26 protein-coding genes are annotated in these 23,213 nt (G+C 66.9%); 10 read left to right on the plus strand and 16 right to left on the minus strand.

Annotated features, from left to right (window positions below):
- Window positions 1-48 precede the first annotated feature (48 nt).
- The gene (locus ACSJJU_RS01745) at window positions 49-528 is read right to left on the minus strand and encodes a DUF1465 family protein (protein ID WP_435913429.1); all 480 of its coding nucleotides are present in this window, start codon (window positions 526-528) and stop codon (window positions 49-51) included.
- 250 nt (window positions 529-778) lie between these two features.
- Between ACSJJU_RS01745 and ACSJJU_RS01750 the strand changes: the two genes are divergently transcribed.
- Window positions 779-1,264, plus strand: coding sequence for an Hsp20 family protein (locus tag ACSJJU_RS01750; RefSeq protein WP_435913430.1), 486 nt, complete (start codon window positions 779-781; stop codon window positions 1,262-1,264).
- 237 nt (window positions 1,265-1,501) lie between these two features.
- On the opposite strand, the gene ACSJJU_RS01755 is transcribed toward ACSJJU_RS01750, so the two are convergent.
- Window positions 1,502-2,074: a tetratricopeptide repeat protein gene (locus ACSJJU_RS01755; RefSeq protein ID WP_435913431.1), complete on the minus strand. Its 573-nt coding sequence runs from the start codon at window positions 2,072-2,074 to the stop codon at window positions 1,502-1,504.
- Between the two features lie 195 nt (window positions 2,075-2,269).
- Window positions 2,270-3,325, minus strand: a complete 1,056-nt coding sequence (gene hppD / locus ACSJJU_RS01760) for a 4-hydroxyphenylpyruvate dioxygenase (protein ID WP_435914360.1) — start codon at window positions 3,323-3,325, stop codon at window positions 2,270-2,272.
- Between the two features lie 188 nt (window positions 3,326-3,513).
- On the opposite strand from hppD, the gene ACSJJU_RS01765 reads away from it, so the two are divergent.
- Together ACSJJU_RS01765 and ACSJJU_RS01770 are read left to right on the plus strand one after the other, a co-directional pair.
- The gene (locus ACSJJU_RS01765) at window positions 3,514-3,927 is read left to right on the plus strand and encodes a MarR family winged helix-turn-helix transcriptional regulator (RefSeq protein WP_435913432.1); all 414 of its coding nucleotides are present in this window, start codon (window positions 3,514-3,516) and stop codon (window positions 3,925-3,927) included.
- Window positions 3,928-3,983: 56 nt separating this feature from the next.
- Window positions 3,984-4,289: a zinc ribbon domain-containing protein YjdM gene (locus tag ACSJJU_RS01770; RefSeq protein ID WP_435913433.1), complete on the plus strand. Its 306-nt coding sequence runs from the start codon at window positions 3,984-3,986 to the stop codon at window positions 4,287-4,289.
- 60 nt (window positions 4,290-4,349) lie between these two features.
- Here the strand turns inward: ACSJJU_RS01770 and ACSJJU_RS01775 are convergent, their stop codons facing one another.
- The 5 genes from ACSJJU_RS01775 to ACSJJU_RS01795 form a co-directional block, all read right to left on the minus strand.
- The gene (locus tag ACSJJU_RS01775; RefSeq protein ID WP_435913434.1) at window positions 4,350-5,249 is read right to left on the minus strand and encodes a hypothetical protein; all 900 of its coding nucleotides are present in this window, start codon (window positions 5,247-5,249) and stop codon (window positions 4,350-4,352) included.
- A 64-nt stretch (window positions 5,250-5,313) separates the two neighbouring features.
- Complete coding sequence (locus ACSJJU_RS01780) at window positions 5,314-5,520, minus strand: hypothetical protein (RefSeq protein WP_435913435.1); 207 nt, start codon at window positions 5,518-5,520, stop codon at window positions 5,314-5,316.
- A gap of 249 nt (window positions 5,521-5,769) precedes the next feature.
- Window positions 5,770-6,093, minus strand: coding sequence for a DUF6665 family protein (locus ACSJJU_RS01785; RefSeq protein WP_435913436.1), 324 nt, complete (start codon window positions 6,091-6,093; stop codon window positions 5,770-5,772).
- A 202-nt stretch (window positions 6,094-6,295) separates the two neighbouring features.
- On the minus strand, window positions 6,296-8,659 hold the full coding sequence (locus ACSJJU_RS01790; protein ID WP_435913437.1) for an efflux RND transporter permease subunit: 2,364 nt from the start codon (window positions 8,657-8,659) through the stop codon (window positions 6,296-6,298).
- A 207-nt stretch (window positions 8,660-8,866) separates the two neighbouring features.
- Complete coding sequence (locus ACSJJU_RS01795) at window positions 8,867-9,076, minus strand: YdcH family protein (protein ID WP_435913438.1); 210 nt, start codon at window positions 9,074-9,076, stop codon at window positions 8,867-8,869.
- 231 nt (window positions 9,077-9,307) lie between these two features.
- Here ACSJJU_RS01795 and ACSJJU_RS01800 point away from each other — a divergent pair, with 231 nt between their 5' ends.
- The gene (locus tag ACSJJU_RS01800) at window positions 9,308-9,478 is read left to right on the plus strand and encodes a YdcH family protein (protein WP_435913439.1); all 171 of its coding nucleotides are present in this window, start codon (window positions 9,308-9,310) and stop codon (window positions 9,476-9,478) included.
- A gap of 228 nt (window positions 9,479-9,706) precedes the next feature.
- Here the strand turns inward: ACSJJU_RS01800 and ACSJJU_RS01805 are convergent, their stop codons facing one another.
- Together ACSJJU_RS01805 and ACSJJU_RS01810 are read right to left on the minus strand one after the other, a co-directional pair.
- Complete coding sequence (locus tag ACSJJU_RS01805; RefSeq protein WP_435914361.1) at window positions 9,707-10,327, minus strand: DUF1013 domain-containing protein; 621 nt, start codon at window positions 10,325-10,327, stop codon at window positions 9,707-9,709.
- 180 nt (window positions 10,328-10,507) lie between these two features.
- Window positions 10,508-11,539 carry an NAD(P)H-quinone oxidoreductase gene (locus tag ACSJJU_RS01810; protein ID WP_435913440.1) on the minus strand — a complete coding sequence of 344 codons (1,032 nt, stop codon included), beginning with the start codon at window positions 11,537-11,539 and terminating at the stop codon, window positions 10,508-10,510.
- 138 nt (window positions 11,540-11,677) lie between these two features.
- Between ACSJJU_RS01810 and ACSJJU_RS01815 the strand changes: the two genes are divergently transcribed.
- Both ACSJJU_RS01815 and ACSJJU_RS01820 read left to right on the plus strand, forming a co-directional pair.
- The gene (locus ACSJJU_RS01815; RefSeq protein ID WP_435913441.1) at window positions 11,678-11,878 is read left to right on the plus strand and encodes a DUF1192 family protein; all 201 of its coding nucleotides are present in this window, start codon (window positions 11,678-11,680) and stop codon (window positions 11,876-11,878) included.
- 696 nt (window positions 11,879-12,574) lie between these two features.
- Complete coding sequence (locus tag ACSJJU_RS01820) at window positions 12,575-13,249, plus strand: LuxR C-terminal-related transcriptional regulator (protein ID WP_435913442.1); 675 nt, start codon at window positions 12,575-12,577, stop codon at window positions 13,247-13,249.
- A gap of 44 nt (window positions 13,250-13,293) precedes the next feature.
- On the opposite strand, the gene ACSJJU_RS01825 is transcribed toward ACSJJU_RS01820, so the two are convergent.
- Entirely contained in the window at window positions 13,294-14,214 is a 921-nt protein-coding gene (locus tag ACSJJU_RS01825; RefSeq protein WP_435913443.1) for a LytTR family DNA-binding domain-containing protein, read from the minus strand.
- Between the two features lie 204 nt (window positions 14,215-14,418).
- Between ACSJJU_RS01825 and ACSJJU_RS01830 the strand changes: the two genes are divergently transcribed.
- Window positions 14,419-15,633: an acyltransferase family protein gene (locus ACSJJU_RS01830; protein ID WP_435913444.1), complete on the plus strand. Its 1,215-nt coding sequence runs from the start codon at window positions 14,419-14,421 to the stop codon at window positions 15,631-15,633.
- On the opposite strand, the gene nadC is transcribed toward ACSJJU_RS01830, so the two are convergent.
- The 4 genes from nadC to ACSJJU_RS01850 form a co-directional block, all read right to left on the minus strand.
- Window positions 15,581-16,438, minus strand: coding sequence for a carboxylating nicotinate-nucleotide diphosphorylase (gene nadC / locus ACSJJU_RS01835; RefSeq protein WP_435913445.1), 858 nt, complete (start codon window positions 16,436-16,438; stop codon window positions 15,581-15,583). The two genes, ACSJJU_RS01830 and nadC, sit on opposite strands and share 53 nt — an antisense overlap.
- Before the next feature lie 95 nt (window positions 16,439-16,533).
- Entirely contained in the window at window positions 16,534-17,553 is a 1,020-nt protein-coding gene (gene nadA / locus ACSJJU_RS01840; protein WP_435913446.1) for a quinolinate synthase NadA, read from the minus strand.
- Window positions 17,554-17,732: 179 nt separating this feature from the next.
- Window positions 17,733-18,740, minus strand: coding sequence for a zinc-dependent alcohol dehydrogenase family protein (locus ACSJJU_RS01845; protein ID WP_435913447.1), 1,008 nt, complete (start codon window positions 18,738-18,740; stop codon window positions 17,733-17,735).
- A 57-nt stretch (window positions 18,741-18,797) separates the two neighbouring features.
- Complete coding sequence (locus ACSJJU_RS01850; RefSeq protein WP_435913448.1) at window positions 18,798-19,052, minus strand: hypothetical protein; 255 nt, start codon at window positions 19,050-19,052, stop codon at window positions 18,798-18,800.
- A 208-nt stretch (window positions 19,053-19,260) separates the two neighbouring features.
- Here ACSJJU_RS01850 and ACSJJU_RS01855 point away from each other — a divergent pair, with 208 nt between their 5' ends.
- Entirely contained in the window at window positions 19,261-19,581 is a 321-nt protein-coding gene (locus tag ACSJJU_RS01855) for a DMT family transporter (protein ID WP_435913449.1), read from the plus strand.
- Between the two features lie 168 nt (window positions 19,582-19,749).
- On the opposite strand, the gene ACSJJU_RS01860 is transcribed toward ACSJJU_RS01855, so the two are convergent.
- Window positions 19,750-20,634 carry an MBL fold metallo-hydrolase gene (locus ACSJJU_RS01860; protein WP_435913450.1) on the minus strand — a complete coding sequence of 295 codons (885 nt, stop codon included), beginning with the start codon at window positions 20,632-20,634 and terminating at the stop codon, window positions 19,750-19,752.
- Window positions 20,635-20,981: 347 nt separating this feature from the next.
- Here ACSJJU_RS01860 and ACSJJU_RS01865 point away from each other — a divergent pair, with 347 nt between their 5' ends.
- Together ACSJJU_RS01865 and ACSJJU_RS01870 are read left to right on the plus strand one after the other, a co-directional pair.
- Complete coding sequence (locus ACSJJU_RS01865) at window positions 20,982-21,803, plus strand: enoyl-CoA hydratase (protein ID WP_435913451.1); 822 nt, start codon at window positions 20,982-20,984, stop codon at window positions 21,801-21,803.
- Window positions 21,804-21,921: 118 nt separating this feature from the next.
- Entirely contained in the window at window positions 21,922-23,034 is a 1,113-nt protein-coding gene (locus tag ACSJJU_RS01870) for an S-(hydroxymethyl)glutathione dehydrogenase/class III alcohol dehydrogenase (protein ID WP_435913452.1), read from the plus strand.
- The last annotated feature ends 179 nt before the right edge of the window (window positions 23,035-23,213 follow it).

Below are 23,213 nucleotides of genomic sequence, written 5' to 3' on the forward strand. Positions count from 1 at the left end.
CGCACCGGACCCGGGCTCAGGGGGAGGTTGCGCCCCCTGCCCCGCTTCTCAGAACAACTCGCTCAGCCGGTTCTGAAGGCCCCGCGCGCCGCCGCCTGCGGGCGCGGCAGCGCCGTCGCCGAACAGGCCCGCCTCGATATGCCGCACGCGGTCATAGAGCGTCTGGCTGCGGCGGATGAGCGACAGCGCCTGTTCGGGCAGCAGGCCGAGACGCGGCTCGCGCGCCTCGTCGGAGGCCTCGACGAAGCCCAGCCGCCGGTCGGGCGTGGCGGCCTCCTCCGGCGTCATCTCCCCGGCCGCGACCGCCTTGCCGACCAGCAGCCAGGAAATCACGTGCATCAGGCGGGTTGTCACCTTCAGGGACTCGCAGCTGAACAGCACCCGCTCCATGGGGTCGAGCGTCTGCCGCTCCTCCAGCCCCTCCGCGGAGAAGTAGGTTCGCGCCTCATCGGCGACGGCGATGGCCTCGGCATACAGGGGATCGATCAGCGCCGGGGTCAGCACCCTCTTTTCAGTAGCATCGGTCATGGGTGCACTTAAACATGTTTGGGCCGCCGGCAACAGGGGCCAGCGCCTGAAAATGCGGCGCTCCGACCACGGCGCGTCCGCGTGCTGTCCGGCCGTCGCCGGAATCGCAACAAGCCCCTCTTGAAACCCCGTAGGCGAATACCCAAGTTTCAGTTTGCAGGATGCTGGAAGTGCCGGGTCCTGCACGGGAAGATGTCCGGCCCCTGTGGCGGACGAAAAACGACCAATTGCTCAAGAAGGAGGATAGGTCATGCGTGCTTTTGATTTCTCGCCCCTGCTGCGTTCGTCTATCGGCTTCGAGAATTTGAACCGGCTGATGGACTTTGCTTCGCGGCTGGACAATGCGGATATTTCCTACCCGCCCTACAACATCGAGAAGCTGAGCGAGGACGGCTACCGCGTATCGCTGGCCGTCGCCGGTTTCAGCGCCGATGAACTCGACATTACGGTTCACGAGAACACCTTGATCGTCAGCGGCAAGGCCCGCGACGACCAGGCCGAGCGGGAGCGCAGCTTCCTGCACCGCGGCATCGCCAAGCGCGCCTTCGAGCGCCGCTTCCAGCTGGCCGATACGGTGAAGGTGACCGGCGCTTCATATGTGGACGGCCTGCTGAACATCGATCTTGTGCGTGAGGTGCCGGAGCACAAGCGGCCCCGCAAGATCGAGATTGCGACCGGCCCGCGGGCGGAGGTCCTCCCGCCTGCGACTGAGGGTCAGCGTCTCGCCGCAGAGTAAGCGGCCTGCGTACACTCCTCTCCCTGACCCTGCCCCTCGGGCCCGGCTTCATGCCGGGCCCGAGCCGTATCCGGCCAACAGCCGGTACGGCGAGCAAAGAAACATGCCCGGCCTTGCGCCGGGCCCGAGCCGTTTCCGGCATGAAGGATCGGCCCAAAACGGATCAGGCCCGGCGCTAGGGCCGGGCCTGACCACCATTCTGGCTGCTGCAAGGGTTTCTGCGTCAGGACGGAAAACTCACGACATTTTCCGTTCCGACGAGATAACGCGGAACCGCTGCAATTGCGCCCTCGGCTCGTCCCATGTGGGAGCCAGTTCGGCGGCCTTGCGATAGTCGTAATAGGCCGAGCGCACGTCTCCCAGCAGTTCGTTGACAATGCCACGGGTGTAGTAGCCCAGATGGGCCCGTCTCGGCTTGAGGGACAGGCCCTGGGACAGGGCCTCCAGCGCCTCCCGGTCTTTCTGCTGGAGCATGTAGGCGATGCCCAGGTTCACATAGGCCTCGCCCATCCGCTTCTGGGTGCCAAGCGCCTTCTCGTAGTCGGCGACCGCACCCTCCAGGTCCTTCAGGCCCATTTTCACGATGCCGCGATTGACCAGCGTCGCCGCCCGGTCACGCTGCGACAGCGTCTCCTCGACCAGCGCCTCGGAGCACAGGGCAAGGGCATCCCTGGAATAGTCCTGGCTTTCCGCCGCTTCGTAGCAGGCGCGGGCCTTGCCCGTCCCCAGAACCGTTACACTGGCCATGGCCGATCCTGCGGCCAGCACGCCAAACGCCACCGTTACTGTCAGGAGCGGGACTCTCCTCATGGCGGCCTCCTCATCAGACCGGAGGCTCGCCGGCTGCTCATCAGCCGGCGCTCCGGCTTGAGGCCTTCACCTTAACATAACCAGAGCCCGGCCGCACAGGGGTGCGAAAACGGCTCGGCGGAAGCGGACAAGCAGCTCGTCGCGCTTGCACCGCCCCCGCCGATGGCGATCCGGCGCTCCCCTCCCCGGGGTGCGTCAGGCCGGCTCTTCGACCTTGATGACCCCGCGCCGGATCTGGTCCAGCTCGATGGATTCGAACAGGGCGCGGAAATTGCCCTCGCCGAAGCCTTCATTGCCCTTGCGCTGGATGATCTCGAAGAAGATCGGCCCGATCACGTTCTTGGTGAAGATCTGGAGCAGCAGACCCTGTCCCTGCGTCGGCGCGCCGTCGATGAGGATGCGGCGCTTGCGCAGCTCCTCCAGCGGCTCGCCATGGCCGGGCACGCGGGCGTCCACGCCCTCGTAGTAGGTGTCCAGCGTGTCCTGGAACGGCACGTCCCGCGCCGAGAGGGTATCCACGGTGCGGTAGATGTCGGACGAGCCGAGCGCGATGTGCTGAATGCCCTCGCCCTTGTAGTCCTGGATGAACTCCTCGATCTGGCTCTTGTCGTCCTGGCTCTCGTTGATCGGGATGCGGATCTTGCCGCACGGGCTGGTCATGGCGCGGCTGACAAGGCCGGTCACCTTGCCCTCGATGTCGAAGTAGCGGATCTCGCGGAAGTTGAAGAGCCGCTCGTAGAAGCCCGCCCAGGTGTCCATGTTGCCACGGCGGACGTTGTGGGTCAGGTGGTCGATGTAGGTCAGGGAGGCGTCAGCCGCCTTCATCCTGTCCTGCCAGCCCTCCTCGAACACGAAGTCCACGTCATAGATGGTCCGGTCGCCGTAGCGGTCCACCAGATAGATGCGGCTGCCGCCGATGCCCTCGATGGCGGGGATGTTCAGCTCCATCGGCCCCGCGTCGCTCGGGCACGGCGTGGCGCCGAGGGCCACGGCGCGCTCGAACGCCTTGCGGGCGTCCTTCACGCGGAAGGCCATGGCGCAGGCGCTCGGGCCGTGGGCGCGGGCGAACTGCTGGGCGAAGCTCTCCGGCTCCGCGTTGACGATGAAGTTGATGTCGCCCTGCCGGTGCAGGGTCACGTCCTTGGCGCGGTGGCGCGCGACGACAGGAAAGCCCATGCGCTCGAACAGGGCGCGCAGCATCTGCGGGTCCGGTGCCGTGTATTCCACGAACTCGAAGCCGTCCGTCCCCATGGGGTTGTCGATGCCGAGGGGGCCATTGGTCTTGTGTTCAGCCTGGGGCTGGTTCTGTACGGTTGCGGACATGGTCATACCTCCTCCGCCCGGTTAAAGTTGTCCTGTCCGCAATGTAGTTACAATTGAAACCAATGCCAAGCCAGCCTGCGCCTTCCCGTTCCCGCGTGTTGATTCTGGAGGAGTTTTTGCCCTTCCGGCTGTCGGTCCTCTCCAACCGGGTCAGCAGTGCTGTCGCCCGACTCTACGAGGACCGCTTCGACCTGAAGCTGCCGGAGTGGCGGATCATGGCGATTGTGGGCCGCAATCCGAACCTCACCGCCTCGCAGATTGTTGACATCTCGCGCATGGACAAGGTGGCGGTGAGCCGCGCGGTCAAGCGGCTCGTTGAGATGGGCCGCCTGACGGCCACCAGCGACCCCGACGACGCCCGACGCCAGCGCCTCAACCTCTCCGAGGCAGGCTGGGAGATCTACGCCCAGATCGTGCCGCTGGCCCTTGGCGTCGAGGAGCGGCTGCTGGCGGACATGGACGAGGCGGAGCGCGCCGTGGTCGACCGGGTCATCACCCGGCTCACCGAGGCGGCCGCAAAGCTGGACTGACCCGCCCCGGGCCCTTAAGAGGGTCGCTTTCCGTTTCCGCACGCGAGGACAGGACGATGAGCGCCGACGACGACTATGTTTACGACGAGGCCACCGGCGAGTGGCTCCCCGCCAGCGAACTGGCGGCGCGGCAGGCGGCGGCCGGCACGGTCGAGGTGCGCGATTCCGTCGGCAACATCCTCCAGGACGGCGACTCCGTCACCCTCATCAAGGACCTGAAGGTGAAGGGCGCCGGCACCACGCTGAAGCGCGGCACGGTCATCAAGTCCATCCGCCTCACCGGCGACGATCAGGAAATCGACTGCAAGTACGAAGGCATCAAGGGCCTCGTGCTCCGCGCCGAGTTCGTGAAGAAGAACTGAGGCGAGCGCACCGCCATTGAGACCAACTCCGGCGCGGGCAACAGTCCGGCGCCGGAGTTTTCATTTCTGCCCGGTCTTGCGAATCTCTGATTTCAGTTCGTTCAGCTGCTTGAAGACCTCCTGCATCACCGCCGCGTTGGATGCGATGGAAGCATCCTTTTCGCTGGTAATGGACACGCCGCAATCCGGTGCGAAGGTGATCTTGCCTTTCCGGGGGAACTTCACGATGCGGAAATACCGGGGATCAGGCACCGTCAGGTGAAATGACTGCAGCGTATTCGGGAAGAAGAGAACAAGAGTCCGGCATCCGGCATAGACAAGCCCGCCCTTTACGGACCTGATTGCCGCCGCTGACACTTCCTGCGCATCCGGCGATACCGGACCGAACCAGTACCTGATGTAATTGTCGGCCTGCCATTGGGTCGGATCATGCAGGGGCTCCGACGACCCCTGTCTTGGCAGGGCCTCCATCAGCCACACGGTATCGATCGTGTATGGCAGCATTGGTTCCGCCAGGTGCGATTCCGTCGCCATCGGTTCCGATTCGCCGCCCGGACGACCCACCAAACCAAGGATCAATCCGGCGGTTTCACCAAGACGGCCGATCGCTTTCAATCGATCATCAAAGACCTCCGCCCCAACGTCCTCGATGAGGTCTGTATTCTGAATCTTCTTCACATTGAGATTGGTCCTGACACCGAATGCTTTTCGCTCCCGGATCCCAATTCGCCAGGCCTCGTAATTTTTCCGGACGACCTTCAGCTCGATCTTGTCTTCCCCCGATGTGCCATCTCCCGATGCTTTCTCGACGGAGAAGAACGCCTGCGGGAAGGCGTACTGATCGATTTCTTTCCCGTTTAAATCGTTCGGGCTTTTCACCAGAACCAGCTCTGCAGTCGGACGAGCGGAGCACGCCTCCAGAAGAATTCCGAGAAAGACGATCGCATGGCACAGGCGCATAACCCCATCCCCGGAAATTGCTCCGTGGTCCCGAAGTCACGGCACTGGAAGGCCGTGAGGACGGTCAGGCGACAAGCACGACGTATTCCGCCCGGGCGTTCCCCCCATGCGGATGAACAACGACATGCCTGCACTCAATCACCTTGGCGACCTGAGATGAACTGAACGCAAGCACGTCCCCCGCCGAGGGGTGTACTTCGAATTCGAGCTTCCCCAGATGGCTTGTGTGTCCGGAAGGCTGCTTCCTGTAGACATCAACCAGATATGTCATGGCTCTTATCCTGCAGAAACGGGACAGAAATTCGACTTCAATCAGAATCCCGCATATTTTCCATGAAATACAAAGAATAGATCCTGATTGGTTTTGTGCCCGCAGCCCCTCGGCAAGAGCGGAGCGGGACCTGCGCCGCGCGAGCATCCGGGCGTGTCTCGATAAACTCCTGGACTCATGCTCTGGTTGCGCTTGTGCTTCCGCCTCCCCTGCCCTGGGGCGCAGACACCAATGCCCCGGCAAAGAACCCTACAGACTCCCGCTGCCCACCCTGGCCAGCACCTCGCCGGGGATGCCGTAGTGCTTCACCACCAGATCATGATTGTAGAGCCCCAGCGCCTCGCGCTGGATGAAGTAGCGCCACACAGCCTCGGCGGCGTCGCGCACCAGCCGCTGCCGGGCGTCCGCATCGGACGCACCGGCCTCCCGCAGGGCCGCGAGCGTGCGCTCCACCGCGCGCCCGTAGCGGCCAAGGGAGACCGCCTGCTCGCCCTTCAGTTCCCGCTCCACACCGGAAAGACTGGCTTCCCGCGCGGACTGGGCAATGGGCCCTCCGGGCCTGTCATGCGCCATCTGCCGCGTGTTCCTTCTCTTTTGTTATGCAGGAGGGTCGCGGCCCCTCCTGGCAACCTCCCTTTCGTTACAGGGCCGCGCCCTTCATGACGCGCACGGCCCTAAAGAAAAGCCGTGTATCCAGTATGCCCCTGAAACACGGCCGGAAAAACGAATGGGAGTGCAGAGGGACTGAGTCCCTCTGCAAAAAACCTTCCTGCCCTCAGCCTGCCCCCTCAAGCCCGCCGGTTTCCTCCATCTTGCCGCTCTGGCGGCGGCGCTGATTGAGCAGGCTCAGCAGCGCCGGCAGCATGACGAAGGTGGTGGCGATGGCGAAGACGAAGATGAGCGCGGTCATCAGCCCCAGCTTGGCGATGATCTCGAAGTCGCTGAAGGCGAGGATGAGGAAGCCGACCACCAGCACGGCGGAGGCGATCCACAGCTCCATGCCCACGCCCCGGAAGGTGGCGAGCACGGCGGGCGCGGCCGCACCCCCGGTGTCCTTCCGGGCGCGGGAGAAGTTCATCATGAAGTGCGTCACCGAGTCGACGGTGAGGCCCAGCGCGCAGGAGGTGACGAACGCGGCGTAGAGGCCGTAATCGCCCTCGATGATCAGCCACGCGCCGAACGCCATGATGACCGGGATGATGCTGGGGATGAGGGCGACGAACCCCAGCAGCGGCGAGCGCAGGGCGATGGCGGTCATCAGGCCGATGAGCAGGAACGCCGAGATGGTGCCCGAGACCATGGAGCGGCTGTTCTCCTGGGTGAGGTAGGCGAACATCAGCGAGGTGCCCACCCCTTGCGCGTGCATGACCGCCGGGGTGTTGCGGGCGAGCCAGGCGTCCGCCCGCTCCTTGAGGGCGACCATCTCCTCGGAGGTGATGTTGTTCATCGCCACCATCACCCGGCTGGCGCGCTTGTCCGGGGTGAGCTGGTTGGAGAGGTCCTGGCCCTGCGCCAGGTTCATCTCGTAGAGCAGCAGGTACTGGGCGGCCAGATCGCGGCTTTCGGGCAGGCGCTCGTAGGCCGGGTCGTCGCCGTGCAGGTTGCGGTTGAGGCGGCGCATCACGTCGACAATGGAGGTCACGTCCGCCACCTCGGGCTGGGCTTCGAGCCAGCGCACGAACCGCTCCAGATTGCGCAGGTACTGTGGCTCGGCGATGCCGCCGTCCTCGCCGGACTCGATGCCGTAGTTCAGCGTGTAGATGCCGGGCAGGCGCGCGTTGATGAACTCCGCGTCCTGCCGGAAGGCGTGGCGGGGCGAGAGCCATTCGATGAAGTTGTCCCGCGCTTCCAGATGGGGCGCGAGCGCGCCCAGCCCCAGCGCCAGGGCGGAGAACCCGCCCAGCACCAGCGCGCGGCGGCGCATGGCCCACCCTGCCAGCTTCTCCACGTTGTGCTCCCGCTCCAGCACGTCCGTCCTGACGCCCAGCGGCACCGCGCCGATCAGCGCCGGCAGGAACAGGATGGAATAGAGGTAGGCGATCACCGCACCGAAGGCGGCGATATTGCCCAGGTCCCGGAAGGGCGGCGTCTCGGAGAAGTTGAAGCAGAGAAAGCCCAGCACGTCGGTGAAGGTGGTCAGCGCGATGGGCGCGTGGTTGAGGCGCACCGATTTGAGCGACGCCTCGCGCCGGCTGTAGCCCTGGCGCTGGTAGCTGTGGGCCTTGCCGATGAGGTGTACCGCCTCCGCCGTGGCGATGGTGAGGATGATGACCGGCACCTGCCCCGAGGCGGGCGAGAGCGAGAAGCCCAGCCAGCCCGCGATCCCCATGGTCGCCAGCACCGAGAGCGACAGCACCGCCACCGCCGCCAGCGCCGCCCGCCACGAGCGGAAGAAGAACCAGATGGAGACGAACAGGAACAGCACCATCACCGGCACGAGGCGGGCAAGGTCGCTGCGGGTGACGTCATAGAAGCTGTGGGAGAGCAGGATCACGCCCGTGCTCGCCACCGTCAGGTCCGGGTTGGCACGGGCCGTCTCCGCCTTCAGCCGGGCGGCCGCGTCGGCGATTTCGGTGAGCGCGGCGGTGTTGCCCGACTCCAGCCGCACGGTGGCGATGACCTGTGCCGTCTTGCCGTCGCCGGAGAGGAAGCGCCCCACCACGGCGGGCTCGCTCATGGCGTTGCGGCGGATGCGGGCGATGTCCTCGGGGGTGGCAGCGGCGGCGTTGCTCACCAGCGGCTCGACGATCAGGTCGTCGTCCTCCCCGTAGCTGTACTGGTAGTTGGTGAGCGAGTCGACGCGGGTGACGCCCGGCAGCCGCCAGGCCGCCTCCGTCAGCGCCTCGACCGCGGCCAGCCGTCCGGGCGTCAGCATGTCGCCGTCGCGGGCGGCGAGCACGAAGTTCACGGTGTCGGACTGGGTGAATTCCGCTTCGAGCCGCTCGTTGGCCACCCGCTGCGGGTCGTCGGGCTCGAAGAAGACGCGGTAGTCGTTGGTGAACTGGATGCCGAGCAGGCCGAGCCCCGCCACCACTGCGACGAGGATGCCGATCGTCAGCGTCCAGGCCGGACGCTGGATGGCGGCCGTCTCCATTCTCTGCGCGATCCGGTCGAGTATGTCGAACAGCCTGTCCAGCATGGTTCTCGGCCTCATGTCTTGCCCGGGGAAAGAACAGCGGGACATGCCCCCGGCTCCCGCAGGCGGCAGGGCCTGCGTTTTCCCTCACCAACGCGCCGCCATTCAGCCGAACGGGACGCGAAGAAAGGGTTAACATGCACAACGAATAGCGCCCGGGGAAGACGCTGCCGCCCCCTCGGACCTCAGGTGGCCCTGTCAGCCGTGCCGTCAGGCAATGATGTCGGGAATCAGCATGTCCTGAACGGCGGCGATTTCGTCCTTCAGCTTCAGCTTGCGCTTCTTGAGGCGCTGCACTTGCAGAAGATCGCAGCTAGCCTGCGTGATCAGTGCGTCAATGGCCGCGTCCAGGTCCCGGTGTTCCTGGACCAGGGCCTGAAGCCGCGCCTGCAACTCGCTCTTGTCCTTGCCGTCCATCATGAACCGAATGTTGTGGCGGAAGCCGTTGTGCGCCCACTCTTAGCACAGTCATTCCACCTTGTGTATGCGCCGGGCGACCGGCCCGTCGCAATCAGGCGGCGTGGCGCGCGGTGCCTCCTCCGGCGGACCAGCTCCGGCCGGAACGCGACGGACGGTGCCGGGGAGGCCGTGACTCCGGGCCGTTATTGTGATCCTATATTCTGACCATTTAGGACCTGAAGGAGACGTGCAATGGCGACATCCGTTCGTGGATCCATGGCAACCCTGGCGGCGAAGCACGCCCGTATCGAGGCCCAGATCGCCCAGGAAAGTCAGCGCCCACTGCCGGATTGGAACACCATCGCCCAGCTCAAGAAGGAGAAACTTCGCCTGAAGGAAGAGTTGAGCCGCGCCAGGGCCTGACCTTCCCCCTTATCCCCGCAGGCTCCCTCACCCCCGCAGGCACGGAAAAAGGGCCGGCACGGCAACCCGGAGCGGCATGACCGGCTCGGGTATGTCCGGCTCGGGCATGACCCGCTCGGGCATGTCCAGCTCGGGATGGCTTTGTCGGCCCTTCCTGAGGCTTTCGCGTGAGGCTTTCGTCAGGACGGGGCGCCACCGCCCCGTCCAGCGACGGGCGTCTTGCCGGGCTTATTCCTCGTCCTCGTCGGCCACATCGTAGCCGCGCGCGGCGCGTTCCATCTTGAGCTGTTCCTCAAGACGGGCCGCCTCCTCGTCGATGCGCGAGTCGGTCGCCACGCCCTCGCCCCGCTTCTTGGCGGCGCGGGCCACCAGCGCATCCAGCTCCCGCTGCGAGCACAGGCCCAGCGCCACCGGGTCCTGCGGCTTGATGTTCTGGATGTTCCAGTGGGTGCGGTCGCGAATCGCGGCGATGGTGGTCTTGGTGGTGCCGATCAGCTTGGCGATCTGGCCGTCCGAAAGCTCCGGGTGGTAGCGCAGCAGCCAGGCGATGCCGTCCGGCTTGTCCTGCCGCTTGGAAACCGGCGTGTAGCGCGGCCCCTTGGTGCGGGTCTGCTGCGGCACCGGCCCTTCGGCCAGCTGGAGCCGGGCGGCCGGGTCCTTCTGGCAGCGCTCGATCTCGGCCCAGGTCAGCTCGCCGGCGCGCACCGGGTCGCGGCCGATGTAGCGGGTGGCGGAAGTCTCGTCAGCGATCGCCTGCACTTCAAGCACATGCAGGCCGCAGAAGTCTGCGATCTGCTGGAAGGTCAGGGCGGTGTTCTCAACCAGCCAGACCGCTGTGGAATGTTTCATCAGCAGATGAGCCATGGATGTCTCCCGTCCCCAAAAAGCTTCGGCCGCCCTTCTCGGGCGGCCGACAGTAGAACCTGTTGTGTAACCCGCCGCGCCAGCGAGGTCAAATTCTCAAGTAGGGGTTAAGCGCCCCAGAGTTCAACCCTTCAATGAACGTTTTTTGCCCATTTTGCATGAATTTCAGTCTGTTGGTCCGGGGATGAGCAGAATCTTGCCCACGTGCCGCCCCTCCTCCATGCGCCGGTGCGCCTCTGGCGCGTCGTCGAGGGCGAAGCGGCTGTCGATGATGGGCCGGAGCTTGCCGGCCGCGAACTGCGGCCACACCTTCGCCTCCAGCGATTGCGCCAGCGCCGCCTTGAACGCGGCCGGGCGGGCGCGCAGGGTGGAGCCGGTGAGCGTCAGCCGCCGGGCCATGATGTCGAAGATCCTGATCTCTGCCTTGTTGCCCCGCTGGATGGCGATGGAGACGTGCCGCCCGTCCGGTGCCAGCGCCGCGAGGTTCCGGGGGAGGTAGTCCCCGCCCACCATGTCCAGCACCACGTCGACGCCCCGCCCGTCCGTGAGCGCGCGGGCCCGCTCGACGAAATCCTCCGTCCGGTAGTTGATGGTGGCGTCGGCGCCGATCTCCCGGGCGACGCGGCACTTCTCGTCGCTGCCGCAGGTGACGGCGATGCGCACCCCGAACGCCCTGCACAGCTGGATGGCCGTCGTGCCGATGCCGCTGGTGCCGCCGTGCACCAGCGCCCATTCGCCCGGCACCGCCTGGCCGCGCTCGAACAGGTTGGACCACACGGTGAAATAGGTCTCCGGCAGGCTGGCGGCCTCCTCCAGCGTCAGCCCGGCGGGCACGGGCAGGCATTGCCCGGCGGGCGCGACGGCGTATTCCGCATAGCCGCCGCCCGCCAGCAGCGCGCACACCTCGTCCCCTTCCCGCCAGCGGGTCACGCCCTCGCCCAGCGCGACGATGGTGCCCGAGACCTCCAGACCCGGCAGGTTGGAGGCGCCCGGCGGCGGCGGATAGAGCCCCTTGCGCTGCATCACGTCCGGCCGGTTGACGCCTGCGGCCGCCACGCGGATCAGCACCTCGCCCGGGCCCGGCCGGGGTACGGGGCGCCGGAGCGGGCGCAGCGCCTCCGGGCCGCCCTCGCCCGCGATCCCGATCGCGGCCATGTCGCCGGGAATCCCGGCCTCGCGCGCCTTCGCTGCGGTCATGCTCGCTGCTCCGTCCTGTCCGTAAATCCATGGGGTGTCGCTGAAATATCCGGTGATATTGACACCCGCCGGCGACCGGTCAACCATCCTGTCATATGGTGGCACCAAGCGCCCGAACCGCCTTGTGGGAGATCTTCCATGGACCTTGACGAGCTGTTGCCCCGCCGGAGTTCCGACAATGCCCTCCTGGCCCTGCGGCGGGAAGATCTGGACCCGCTGTCGCTGGACGAGCTGCGCCAGCGTATCCAGATCCTTGAGGCTGAAATCGAGCGCACGCGCGCCAAGCTGGAAGCGGCTTCCTCCTTCCGCTCCGCCGCGGACGCCCTGTTCAAGCGTTGACGTTCAAAGACCGGTATTCAAAACGCTGACGTTCAGATCCTGACGTCCAGATCCTGATGCGCCCCCGGCGCCGCCGCCTTCGGGCCGGCCCTTGATCGGGAAGCGCCGCCAGACCCGAACCGGATGCTCCGGGCTGGCGGCCTTCTCCCGCCCCTCTCCCGCTCTCCCGCTCTCCTTCCCTGACTGGCAGCCTTGCGCCGCTTGCCCGGCCTCTCCGTCCAGTTAAATTATAATTATTACGGCTCAATACTTCATAATACGATGAGTTTATTTATCGTAACGGTTTGAAAACCGTTCTTTATATTTATAATAATCCACCTCCGCCGCGTGACGCATTCGATACAATTGCATGTTTTCTCGCGGCCGTTGCCTGACACCCCTGCCAGTGACACTTCACTTTTCCGCAGATTTCCGCGCATTTCACGGCTCCATGCAACCAAACATTGCAAACTCTGGAAAATCTTCGGAACCGATCGGGAAGCGCTTTTCAAGTCGTTCGCGACGAATTACTGTGTCTCTCGCCTAAGACCCCGGAGATGATCCTAAGTAATACGCAAGAATTATCGAAAGCAGAACGATCCCCGGTGGAATGACCCGTGGAATGACCATGGAATGAGCTGATGTCCCGTCGCGTTGGTGCGCGTCCCGTTGTGACCGTTGCGTCGTAGCAACTTCAAACAATTGTGGAGGCATGTCATGGCGCCGACGATTGTCATCGCCAGCGATCACCCGGCAACAGCAACCCTCGTCACGGCCGTGCGTCAGGCCCAGCCCCGGGCCACGGTCGTTGAAGCGCCCAACTTCAAGACCGCCGCCGAGGCGGTGCGCCGCCAGCGCCCCGAGCTGGTGCTGGTGGATCTGGATCTCACGGACGGGGGCGGCTTCGCCAGCCTGCTCACGGTCAAGCAGATGCGCGCCACGACGCGGGTTCTGGCGCTCGGATGGGACGAGGAGCCATCGCTCGTGCAGCGGGCGCGCTGGTTTGGCGCGCAGGGGTTTCTGCCCTGGTCCGCGCCGCCGGTTCTGGTGCGCACCACCCTGGCGCGAACGCTGGCCGGGGAGGAGTGCTGGCTGCCGGACACCTTCCGCCCCCTGCCGCCGGAAGCGGAGCCCCTGCCCGACACCCCGGCGGTGGCGCGCCAGCTCTCCACCCTGACGCCCGGGCAGATGCGAGTGCTGCTGGCGCTGAACGCCGGGCTTCTCAACAAGCAGATCGCCTATGAAATGAACATCACCGAGGCGACGGTGAAGGCCCACCTGACGGCGGTCTACCGCAAGCTGGGCGTCAAGAACCGGCAGGACGCCGCGCGCATCGCCCGCACCCTGCTGGCCTCCACCCCTTTCGCCAACAGCGCGGCAGGGCACGGCTAGAATAACTCACCGCGGAGGCGGGAAAGAACGGGCAGCGGGCGGCGTCAGGCCTGGCCGCCCCGCCGCCGGATCTTCTCCACCGCCGGGCCATAGCGGCGCGAGAGCGGCGCTTCCACGCCCTGGCTCAGCCGCAGGAGGAAATCGCCCGAGCCCGTCGGCAGGCTCTCGCGCACGTGGGCCAGATTAACCAGCCATGAGCGGTGCGTGCGCACGAAGCCCCGGGCTCCCAGTTGCCGCTCCGTGGCGGCGAGCGTCGTGCGCACCAGCGGCTGGCGTCCGTCCGCCAGCGTGAATTCCACGTAGTTGCCATCCGCTCGGGCGCAGATCACCTCGTCATAGGGCACGCTGATGAGACGGCTGCCGTCGCGCAGGTCCAGCCGCTCCGCCGTGGCGGCGGGCTCGCCCTCGCCCGGCGCGCCGCCCGCGTCTCTCCCGGCGCCCGACAGGCGGCCCGACACCCAGAACACAGTCACGATCAGCCCGTAGACGGTCAGATCCTTGCCGTATTCATAGATGAACTCGGCCGGCACCCGGCCGAAGGCGTAGCGCCCGCCCATGGCGGCATAGGCGAGCGTGCGCAGCGCGACCATGCCGGCCACATGCAGCACCGAAAACGCAAGGCTCGCCGCCAGATGCACCACCGCCAGCCGGGGCCAGGGCACGGCGCCGAACGGCGCGCGCCGCAGGGCCGCCAGCGGGATGGCGGCGCAGGCCACCAGCATCAGACCGCTGGTCAGCTCCCACACCACCGGCTCCCACGCCGCAAGGCCGCCCGGCCCCACCCTGTCGTGCAGCAGCGTCACGATGTTCACGCCGACGATCAGCGCAATGGCGACGGTAATGACGGCATAGCCGCGCCGCACGTCGGCCGGGGCAAGGGGTCCGCGCCCCGCCGCCGAAGCCGCCCCCGTCACGCCCGGTCCGTCCGAAGCGGGTTCCTCCCGCCTGAAGCCCTGCTGAATCATGGCGCGATCCTGTCGGATTGCTGCATTCGGAACAAGGGCTTGCCGCACCGGCGCTTGCCGTTTGTCACACCCGGGCCGCCGCTCGTCACGCCGTCCCCGTGCCTCGCCCCCGCCGCGCCGCCGCCCGTGTCAGCGCTGCTGACCGGTGCGCGTCCCCTGCGGCAACACTCGCCGCCAGTTCCCGGCAACACGCAACGAGGATCCATGACCGCGCAATCGTTTTCCCCGCAGGACCGCCTCCATTATCTCGACTGGGTTCGGGTGGCGGCCTTCGCCCTTCTCATTCTCTACCATGTGGGCATGTTCTACGTGACCTGGGGCTGGCATGTGAAAAGCCCCCACGTCGGTCACGCCCTGGAGCCGCTGATGCAGCTCACCAGCCCGTGGCGCCTGACCCTGCTGTTCCTCGTCTCCGGCGCGGCGACGCGTTTCATGGCGGCGAAAAGCACCCCCGGCGCGCTGGCCCGCTCGCGCCTCGGGCGGCTGCTTCTTCCCCTGCTGTTCGGCATGGCGGTGATCGTGCCGCCGCAAAGCTATTTCGAGGTGGTGGAGAAGCTGGGGTACACCGGCGGCTATCTGGCCTTCTGGGCGCGCTACCTGCAATTCGACGCCGGTTTCACGGTGGATGGCGCGCGGCTGATCCTGCCCACCTGGAACCACCTGTGGTTCGTCGCCTACATCCTCGTCTATTCGCTGCTGCTGGCGGGCCTGCTGGCGACGGCCCGGCCGCTTCTTGCCCGCCTGGAGCGCGGGCTGGCGCGCCTTCTCTCCGGCCCCGGCGCGCTGATCTGGCCCATTCTCTACCTCGCCGTCCTGCGCGCGGTGCTGCTGCCGCGCTTCGGCGTGACCCACGCCCTGGTGGACGACTGGTACACCCACGCCGTCTCCCTCTCCGCGTTCGTGACCGGCTTCTGCCTTGCGGGCGCGCCCGCCATCGGCCAGACGTTCGAGCGCCTGCGCTGGCCCGCCCTCGCCATTGCCCTGTGCGCCTACGGGCTGTTCGCCAGCTATGCCTGGATCTATCGCGCTCCCGACGCCGTGCCGCCCGAGATGCTCGTCCTTGCCATGCGACCGGTCTATGCCGCGCAGCAGTGGGGCGCGATCGTCGCGGCGCTGGGCTTTGCCCGCCGCCACCTCAACCGGCCGAGCCCGCAGCTGCGCTATTGCGTCGAGGCGGTCTTTCCCTGGTACATCGTGCACCAGACCCTCATCGTCGTGGCCGGGCACCATCTGGCACAGCTCCACCTCACGCCGCTGGCCGAAGGCGGCCTGTTGCTGGCGGTCACCCTCGGCGGCACCGCCCTTGCGGGGGAGATGGTGCGGCGCACCGGCCCGCTGCGCCCGCTGTTCGGGCTCAAGCGCCGGCCTACGCCGCGAGGAAGTCGAGGCCTATGTCCACAGCCGGAGCGGATTGGGTGATGCGCCCCACGGAGATGTAGTTCACGCCCGTCTCGGCGATGGCGCGGATGTTCTCCAGCGTCACGCCGCCCGAGGCCTCCAGCGGCACACGACCCGCCACCAGGGCCACCGCCTTGCGCAAGGTCGGCGGGTCCATGTTGTCGAGCAGCAGGCGCTCCGCACCGGCGGCCAGGGCTGGTTCGATCTGGTCCAGGCTGTCCACCTCCACCTGCACCTGAAGCACGGTGCGGTTGGCGAGCGCCGCCTGCACCGCCGCCTCGATGGAGCCGACGATGGCGATGTGGTTGTCCTTGATGAGGATGCCGTCATCCAGCCGCAGCCGGTGGTTCTGCGCGCCGCCGCAGCGGGTGGCATATTTTTCGAGGAGGCGCAGGCCGGGGATGGTCTTGCGGGTGTCGAGCAGCACCGCGCCCGTGCCCTCGATCGCATCCACATACTTGCGGGTGAGCGTGGCGATGCCCGAGAGGTGCTGCACGGTGTTGAGTGCCGAGCGCTCCGCCGTCAGCAGCGCGCGGGCGGCGCCCGTCACCACCATCAGCTCCGCGCCCGCCGCCACCCGGTCACCGTCGTGCGCCTTCAGCTCGATCCCGCAATCCGGGTCCAGCGTGCGGAAGAAGCCCTCGGCCAGCGGCAGGCCGGACACCACCATGGGCTCGCGGGCGGCCATCACCGCCTTGAGGCGGGCGGTCTCCGGCACCACGAACCGGGAGGTCACGTCGCCGCGTTCGCCCAGATCCTCGGCCAGTGTGGCGCGGATGAAGTCCTGCACCTCGGCGTCGTTGAGCGGCAGCCCGCTTGCGATCATGAATTCCTCCCTGGGTGTGCGTGTACGTCTACTCAACAATGAACCCTGCCACGCGCCGGGCCGCTCTCCCCCGCTGGCCCGCCGGCGCGGGCGCCTCAGGCCGGAATGCGGCCCACGTCGCCCTGGCCCGCCGCCTTGGGGGCCATGTCCAGCATCCGCTGGAGCGACCGGGCCGCCTTCACCCGCACCTCCTCCGGCACCTCGATCCGGGGTTCGAGGTCGCGCAGGCACAGGTACAGCTTCTCCAGCGTGTTCAGCGCCATGAACGGGCACATGTTGCAGTTGCACTGGCCGTCCGCGCCTGGCACGCCGATGAAGGTCTTGTGCGGCGCTTCCTTCTGCATCTGGTGGATGATGTTGGGCTCGGTGGCGACGAGGAGGGTGTCCGCGTCGCTCGCCAGGGCGTATTCGAGGATGCCCCGGGTGGAGCCCACGTAGTCGGCGTGGTCAAGGATGTGGGCCGGGCATTCCGGGTGCGCGGCGACGGGCGCGTCCGGGTGCTCCGCCTTCAGCTTGATCAGCTCCTGCTCCGAGAAGTTCTCGTGGACGATGCACGAGCCTTCCCACAGCAGCATGTCGCGGCCGGTCTTGCGGGCGAGGTAGCCGCCCAGGTGCCGGTCCGGCGCGAAGATGATCTTCTGGTCCTTCGGCAGCTGGTTCAGGATGTGCTCGGCCGACGAGGAGGTGACGATGATGTCGGACAGCGCCTTCACCTCCGCCGAGCAGTTGATGTACGTCAGCGCGATGTGGTCCGGGTGGGCCGCCCGGAATTTGGCGAAGTCCTCCGGCGGGCAGCTGTCCTCCAGCGAGCATCCGGCCTTCAGGTCCGGCAGCACCACGGTCTTGTCCGGCGAGAGGATCTTGGCCACCTCCGCCATGAACTTGACGCCGCAGAACACGATCACGTCCGCGTCCGTCGCCGCCGCCTTGCGGGAGAGGTCGAGGGAGTCGCCCACGAAGTCCGCCAGATCCTGGATCTGCGGCTCCTGGTAGTAGTGGGCAAGGATGACCGCGTTCTTCTCCTTCCGCAGGCGGTTGATTTCGGCCAGCAGGTCGATTCCCGGCGGAATCGCCGCGCCGGTGGTGGTGTCGGGGGAGTTCAAACGGGCATCCATAGCATCACCTTGCCGTCACTCGGGGCCGTGACCGGCCCCAGCAATCGCGCGTGCCGCGGCTTTGCCGACGCACGCATGGGTTTGCTCGGCTACATGGCGTGCAACAGCCCGGAGCACAAGACCTTGATGACAAAACGGCCGCCCGCCGGGCGCGGAACGCTCCGCCCCCGGCGCGCCGGTCAGAACGTCAGACAGATCTTGCCGAAGTGCCCGCCGCTTTCCTCGTAGCGGAAGGCGTCGGCGATCTGGTCGAGGGGGAAGCTGCGGTCGATCACGGGGCGCAGGCCCGTGATCTCCAGCGCCCGCACGAAGTCCGCCTGCTCGCGGCGGCTGCCGACGATCAGCCCGTGGAGGCGCGCCTGCCGGGCCATCAGGGCGGCGGTGGGCACGGGCCCCTGCACGCCGGTGAGGACACCGATGAGCGCGATGTGCCCGCCGATCCGCACCGCTTGGATGGACTGGGCCAGCGTGCCCGGTCCGCCCACCTCCACCACGTGGTCAACGCCGCGCCCGCCGGTCAGGTCGAGCACCGCCTGGCCCCAGTCGGCCGTGGTCTTGTAGTTGAGGGTGTGGTCTGCCCCCAGCGCGCGGGCCCGCTCCAGCTTCTCGTCGGACGAGGAGGTGATGATCACCTGCGCGCCCATGGCCTTGGCCAGTTGCAGGGCGAAGATGGAGACGCCGCCCGTGCCCAGCGTCAGCACCGTATCGCCCGCCTTGAGGCCGCCGTTGACCACCAGCGCCCGCCAGGCGGTGAGGCCCGCCGTCGTCAGCGTCGCGGCCTCGGCGTGGTTGTAGCCTTGCGGGGCGCGGGTGAACCAGGTGGCAGGCCGCACCACCACCTCGCGGGCGTAGCCGTCGGTGCCGTCGCCCGGCACCATGCGGAAGTCGCCGACGGCGGGCGGGCCGTCCTGCCAGGTGGGGAAGAAGCAGGAGACCACGTGGTCCCCTTCGGCGAATTCGGTGACGCCCGGCCCCACGGCCTCCACCACCCCCGCCCCGTCGGACATGGGGATGCGGCCGCCCTCGGTGCGGGCCTTGCCGGTGACCACCAGATAGTCATGGAAGTTCAGCGAACTGGCGTGCACGCGCACCCGGATTTCGCCCGGCCCCGGCTGACCGGGGTCTGGGGCCTCGGTGACGCGCAGGCGGTCCAGCCCGCCCGGCGCCTCGATCTGGACAACCTTCACTGTGCCTCCTTCTCCTCGCTACCCGGCCGTCCGCGCCGTCTCTCCGGCGCTCCGGCCCTACTTGTCCTTCTTCCTTTCGTCGCCGCTCAGCGGATCGACCAGAATCTCGCGTTCGTCCCCGCTCCGGGTGCGATAGCGGACCTTGTAGCCGTTCTCGCCATACTCGATCCGGGTGAAGGCGACGAAGTCGTCGCGGCTTTCGATCGAGGCGGCGATGTCCGACAGCGGCCGCGCCCCCTGCGGCGGCAGGTCCGCCGCCAGCACCGGGGAAGCAAGTCCAAGCGAAATCACGGCAAAGAGCAAGGGCTTCATGGCGTATCCTTTCCGTTTCAGGTCTGGAGGCACAAACGCACAGGCTCCGGGATGGTCCCCCCGCATTCCCTTGCCCCTGCATCCCCTTGCCCCTGCATTACCTTGACGGTGGCCGTGCTGATTCCTATGTCTGGCCTCGCGAGGAACGACCTCCCCCATCATGGGCGGTAATGTCCGGGACGGCCCGGCGCTTCGAAAGGAGGGCCGCGTGGCCTGGATTCTCTTGTCCGTTGCGGGACTGTTCGAGGTGGTGTGGGCCTACTTCATGAAGCTGTCCGACGGCTTCTCCCGCCCGCTCTACACGGTGCTCACCTTCGCTTTCATGTTCGTGAGCTTCTGGCTGCTGTCGATCGCGATGAAGTCGCTGCCGCTGGGCACGGCCTATGCGGTGTGGACCGGCATCGGCGCGGTGGGGGCGTTTATCATCGGGCTGGTGGTCATGGGCGAGTCCGCCTCGCCGCTGCGGATCCTCGCCGCCGTGCTCATCGTCTCCGGGCTCGCCCTGATGAATCTGACGAGCAGCGAGTAGATTTTTCCTTTTATTCCAACGGCTTGTGCCGTCTTGTTTCGCAGGGGGATTCAATCCCCCCGCACCCCCGCTCGCCACCTGCACGTCCCGAAGAGACGAACGGGAGGTGCAGGAGGGTCCGCGACCCTCCTGCGAAAATTCCATTAAATCTCAGTGAGTTAGCAGTAACTATTCCACCAGGCGATAAATCTCGCCCTCGCAGGCGACGCGGCCGCGGTTTTCCAGGTCGATGAGGTGGGCGAGCACCGAGCGGGCGGCGGCGGCGTGCAGGTATCTGGGCGTGGAGGCGTAGAGCACCTCGACCATGGCGGGAATGGCCATGGGGCCGTCCGCCAGCAGCTTGAGCAACTGGCCCTCGCGCATACGGCGGTGGTTGATGAGGCCGCGCACCAGCGCGCGGGGGTTGTCCACCGGCGCGCCGTGGGTGGGGTAGTAGCGTTCGTCGTCCCGCTCCAGCAGCTTGCGGAGGCTGTTCATGTAGGCGGCCATGTCGCCGTCCGGCGGGGCGACGACGCTGGTGGACCAGCCCATCACGTGGTCGCCGGTGAACAGGGCCTTCTCCTCCGGCAGGGCGAAGCACAGGTGGGTGGAGGTGTGGCCGGGGGTCTCCAGCGCCTCCAGCGTCCAGCCGGGGCCGGAGACGGTCTCGCCCTCGGTCAGGATGCGGTCGGGCGTGTAGTCCCAGTCCACCGCCTCCTCGGCGGCGGGCATACCGTCCTCGCCCTTCACCTGCGCGCAGCCGACGATGGGCGCGCCGAGCCGGGCCTTGAGGGCGCGGGCGGCGGGGGAGTGGTCGCGGTGGGTGTGGGTGACAACCAGGTGGCTGACGGTTTCGCCGTCCACGGCCTTCAGCACCGCCTCGATGTGCTCGGGCAGGTCCGGGCCGGGGTCGATGATGGCGACCGTGCCGCGCCCGACGATGTAGGTGCCGGTGCCGGTGTAGGTGAAGGGGTTCGGGTTGTGCGCGACCACCCGTCGGATGAGCGGGCTCATAACCAGGGGCTCGCCGTAGGCGACGGCGTCATCCTGCACGAAGCGAACGTCATCGGTCATGCCACTCTCCAACTGCCGGGACCGCGAGGCTTGATGTGGGGGTCGCGCGTGCCCGCCGCCAGCCCTAAAGGCTTCTTTGACGAATGAAAAGCGGCGAAGGCGCAAGTTGCCTTGCACAGAAATGCACGACCGGAGGCCGAGCGGTCGGCCGGCCGCGCCCCGCCCCGGGCGCCTTTTCCGGCATTTCCGCTTTTCTTTCCGCCACTTGTGCGAAACTCTGGACTCAACGGATTCACCCCCGTCTTTCCGCCAGCCCCCCACCCGGCGTGGTTGGCGGGAGGCGGCAGACCGCCCTATCCTCACCTCCACCGATCCTCATGCCCTGCCGTCACTCCGGGAGCCGCCCCATGACCCAGCCCACCGCAAGCGCCCTCTCGTCCGCCGCCGCGCCGGACCACATCCGCTGCGAGGTGGACGGCCCGCTGCTTCGGCTGCGCATCCACCGGCCAGAGAAGCGCAACGCCCTCACCGGCGCCATGTACATCGCCCTTGCCGATGCCCTGGAGGAGGCGGCGCGCCAGCCCGCCATCCGCGTGGTGCTGCTGACAGGGCTCTGCGGCACCGAAGACGATATCTTCTGCAGCGGCAATGACTTGGTCGATTTTCTTCAAAACCCGATTCAGGGAGAGGACGTGCCGGCCGTCCGCTTCGTGCGCACCATCGCCGCCTTCCCCAAGCCGCTGGTGGCGGCGGTTGCGGGCCCGGCGGTCGGGGTCGGCGCGACCATGCTGCTGCACTGCGACCTGGTCTACGCGGCGGACAACGCCAGCATCCAGTTCCCCTTCGCCAGCATCGGCGTCGTGCCCGAGGCGGGCTCCACCTTCCTGCTGCCCCGCCTCATCGGCCACGTGCGGGCGAATGCGCTGTTCCTGCTGGGCGAGAGCCTGGATGCCGCCACCGCCCGCGACATCGGCCTCGTCAACGCCGTGGTGCCCTCGGGCGAGCTGCTCGCCCTGGCGGAGGGCCGGGCCCGCAAGCTCGCCGCCCAGCCCGCCGCCGCCCTGCGCCAGACCAAGGCCCTGATGCGCGCCGCCCGCACCTCCAGCCTCGACGACGTCATCAACACCGAGTTCGAGGCCTTCGCCGAGCGGTTGCGCAGCCCCGAGGCGCGGGAGGCGATGAGCGCCTTCTTCGAGAAGCGCAAGCCGGACTTCAGCCGGTTCGACTGAGCCGCCGCGATCGGCGCGGAGGCCGCCCGCCGCTTTGATCCTTGCCCTCCCGGTGCGGGCTTGGATATGCACGGAACGAGTTGAACCCCCCATTGTCCGGGCTACAGGAGGTCCCCCCATGAAGACGCGCGCCGCAGTCGCCTTTGCGCCCAACACCCCGCTTGAAATCGTCGAGGTCGATCTGGATGGCCCCAAGGCGGGCGAAGTCCTCGTCGAGATCATGGCCACCGGCGTCTGCCACACCGACGCCTACACCCTCTCCGGCAAGGACAGCGAGGGCGTGTTCCCCTCCATCCTCGGCCACGAAGGCGCCGGCATCGTGCGCGAGGTGGGGCCGGGCGTCACCTCGGTGAAGCCGGGCGACCACGTCATTCCGCTCTACACGCCGGAATGCCGCCAGTGCAAAACCTGCCTCAGCCGCAAGTCCAACCTGTGCACAGCCATCCGCGCGACGCAGGGCCAGGGCCTGATGCCGGACGGCACCTCCCGCTTCTCCTACAAGGGCGAGCGCATCTTCCACTACATGGGCTGCTCGACCTTCTCCAACTTCACCGTGATGCCCGAGATCGCGGTCGCCAAGATCCGGCCGGACGCCCCCTTCGACAAGGTGTGCTACATCGGCTGCGGCGTCACCACCGGCATCGGCGCGGTCATCTACACCGCGAAGGTTGAGGCGGGCGCCAACGTCGCCGTGTTCGGCCTGGGCGGCATCGGCCTCAACGTCATCCAGGGCGCGCGCATGGTGGGCGCCGACAAGATCATCGGCATCGACATCAACCCGGCCAAGCGCGCCATGGCCGAGAAGTTCGGCATGACCCACTTCATCAACCCGAACGAGGTGGGCAACGACAAGGTGGCGCAGGCCATCATCGACATCACCGAAGGCGGCGCGGACTACAGCTTCGACTGCACCGGCAACGTCAAGGTCATGCGCCAGGCCCTCGAGTGCTGCCACCGCGGCTGGGGCCAGTCCATCATCATCGGCGTGGCCGAGGCCGGGCAGGAAATCTCCACCCGCCCGTTCCAGCTGGTCACGGGCCGCGTCTGGAAGGGCTCGGCCTTCGGCGGCGCGCGCGGCCGCACCGACGTGCCCAGGATCGTCGACTGGTACATGGACGGCAAGATCAACATCGACGACCTCATCACCCACGTGATGCCGCTCGACGAGATCAACACCGCCTTCGACCTGATGCACGAAGGCAAGTCGATCCGGTCTGTCATTACGTTTTAAGTTCTGATTGTTCGCAAAGGGGGACTTGTCCCCCTTTGCAATCCCCCATTCATTTCAATCGGGCCGCGTTATCCCAGCCCTGTCCTGAACCGTTTTACTCAAGGCAGATGGCACACACGGCCCAGTAATACTGACTTCACACGGCCGCGTTTCCAGAGAATGCCGGAAACACGGCCCGA

The organism is Pedomonas sp. V897 (assembly GCF_051304405.1).
Taxonomy (GTDB): domain Bacteria; phylum Pseudomonadota; class Alphaproteobacteria; order Sphingomonadales; family Sphingomonadaceae; genus Pedomonas.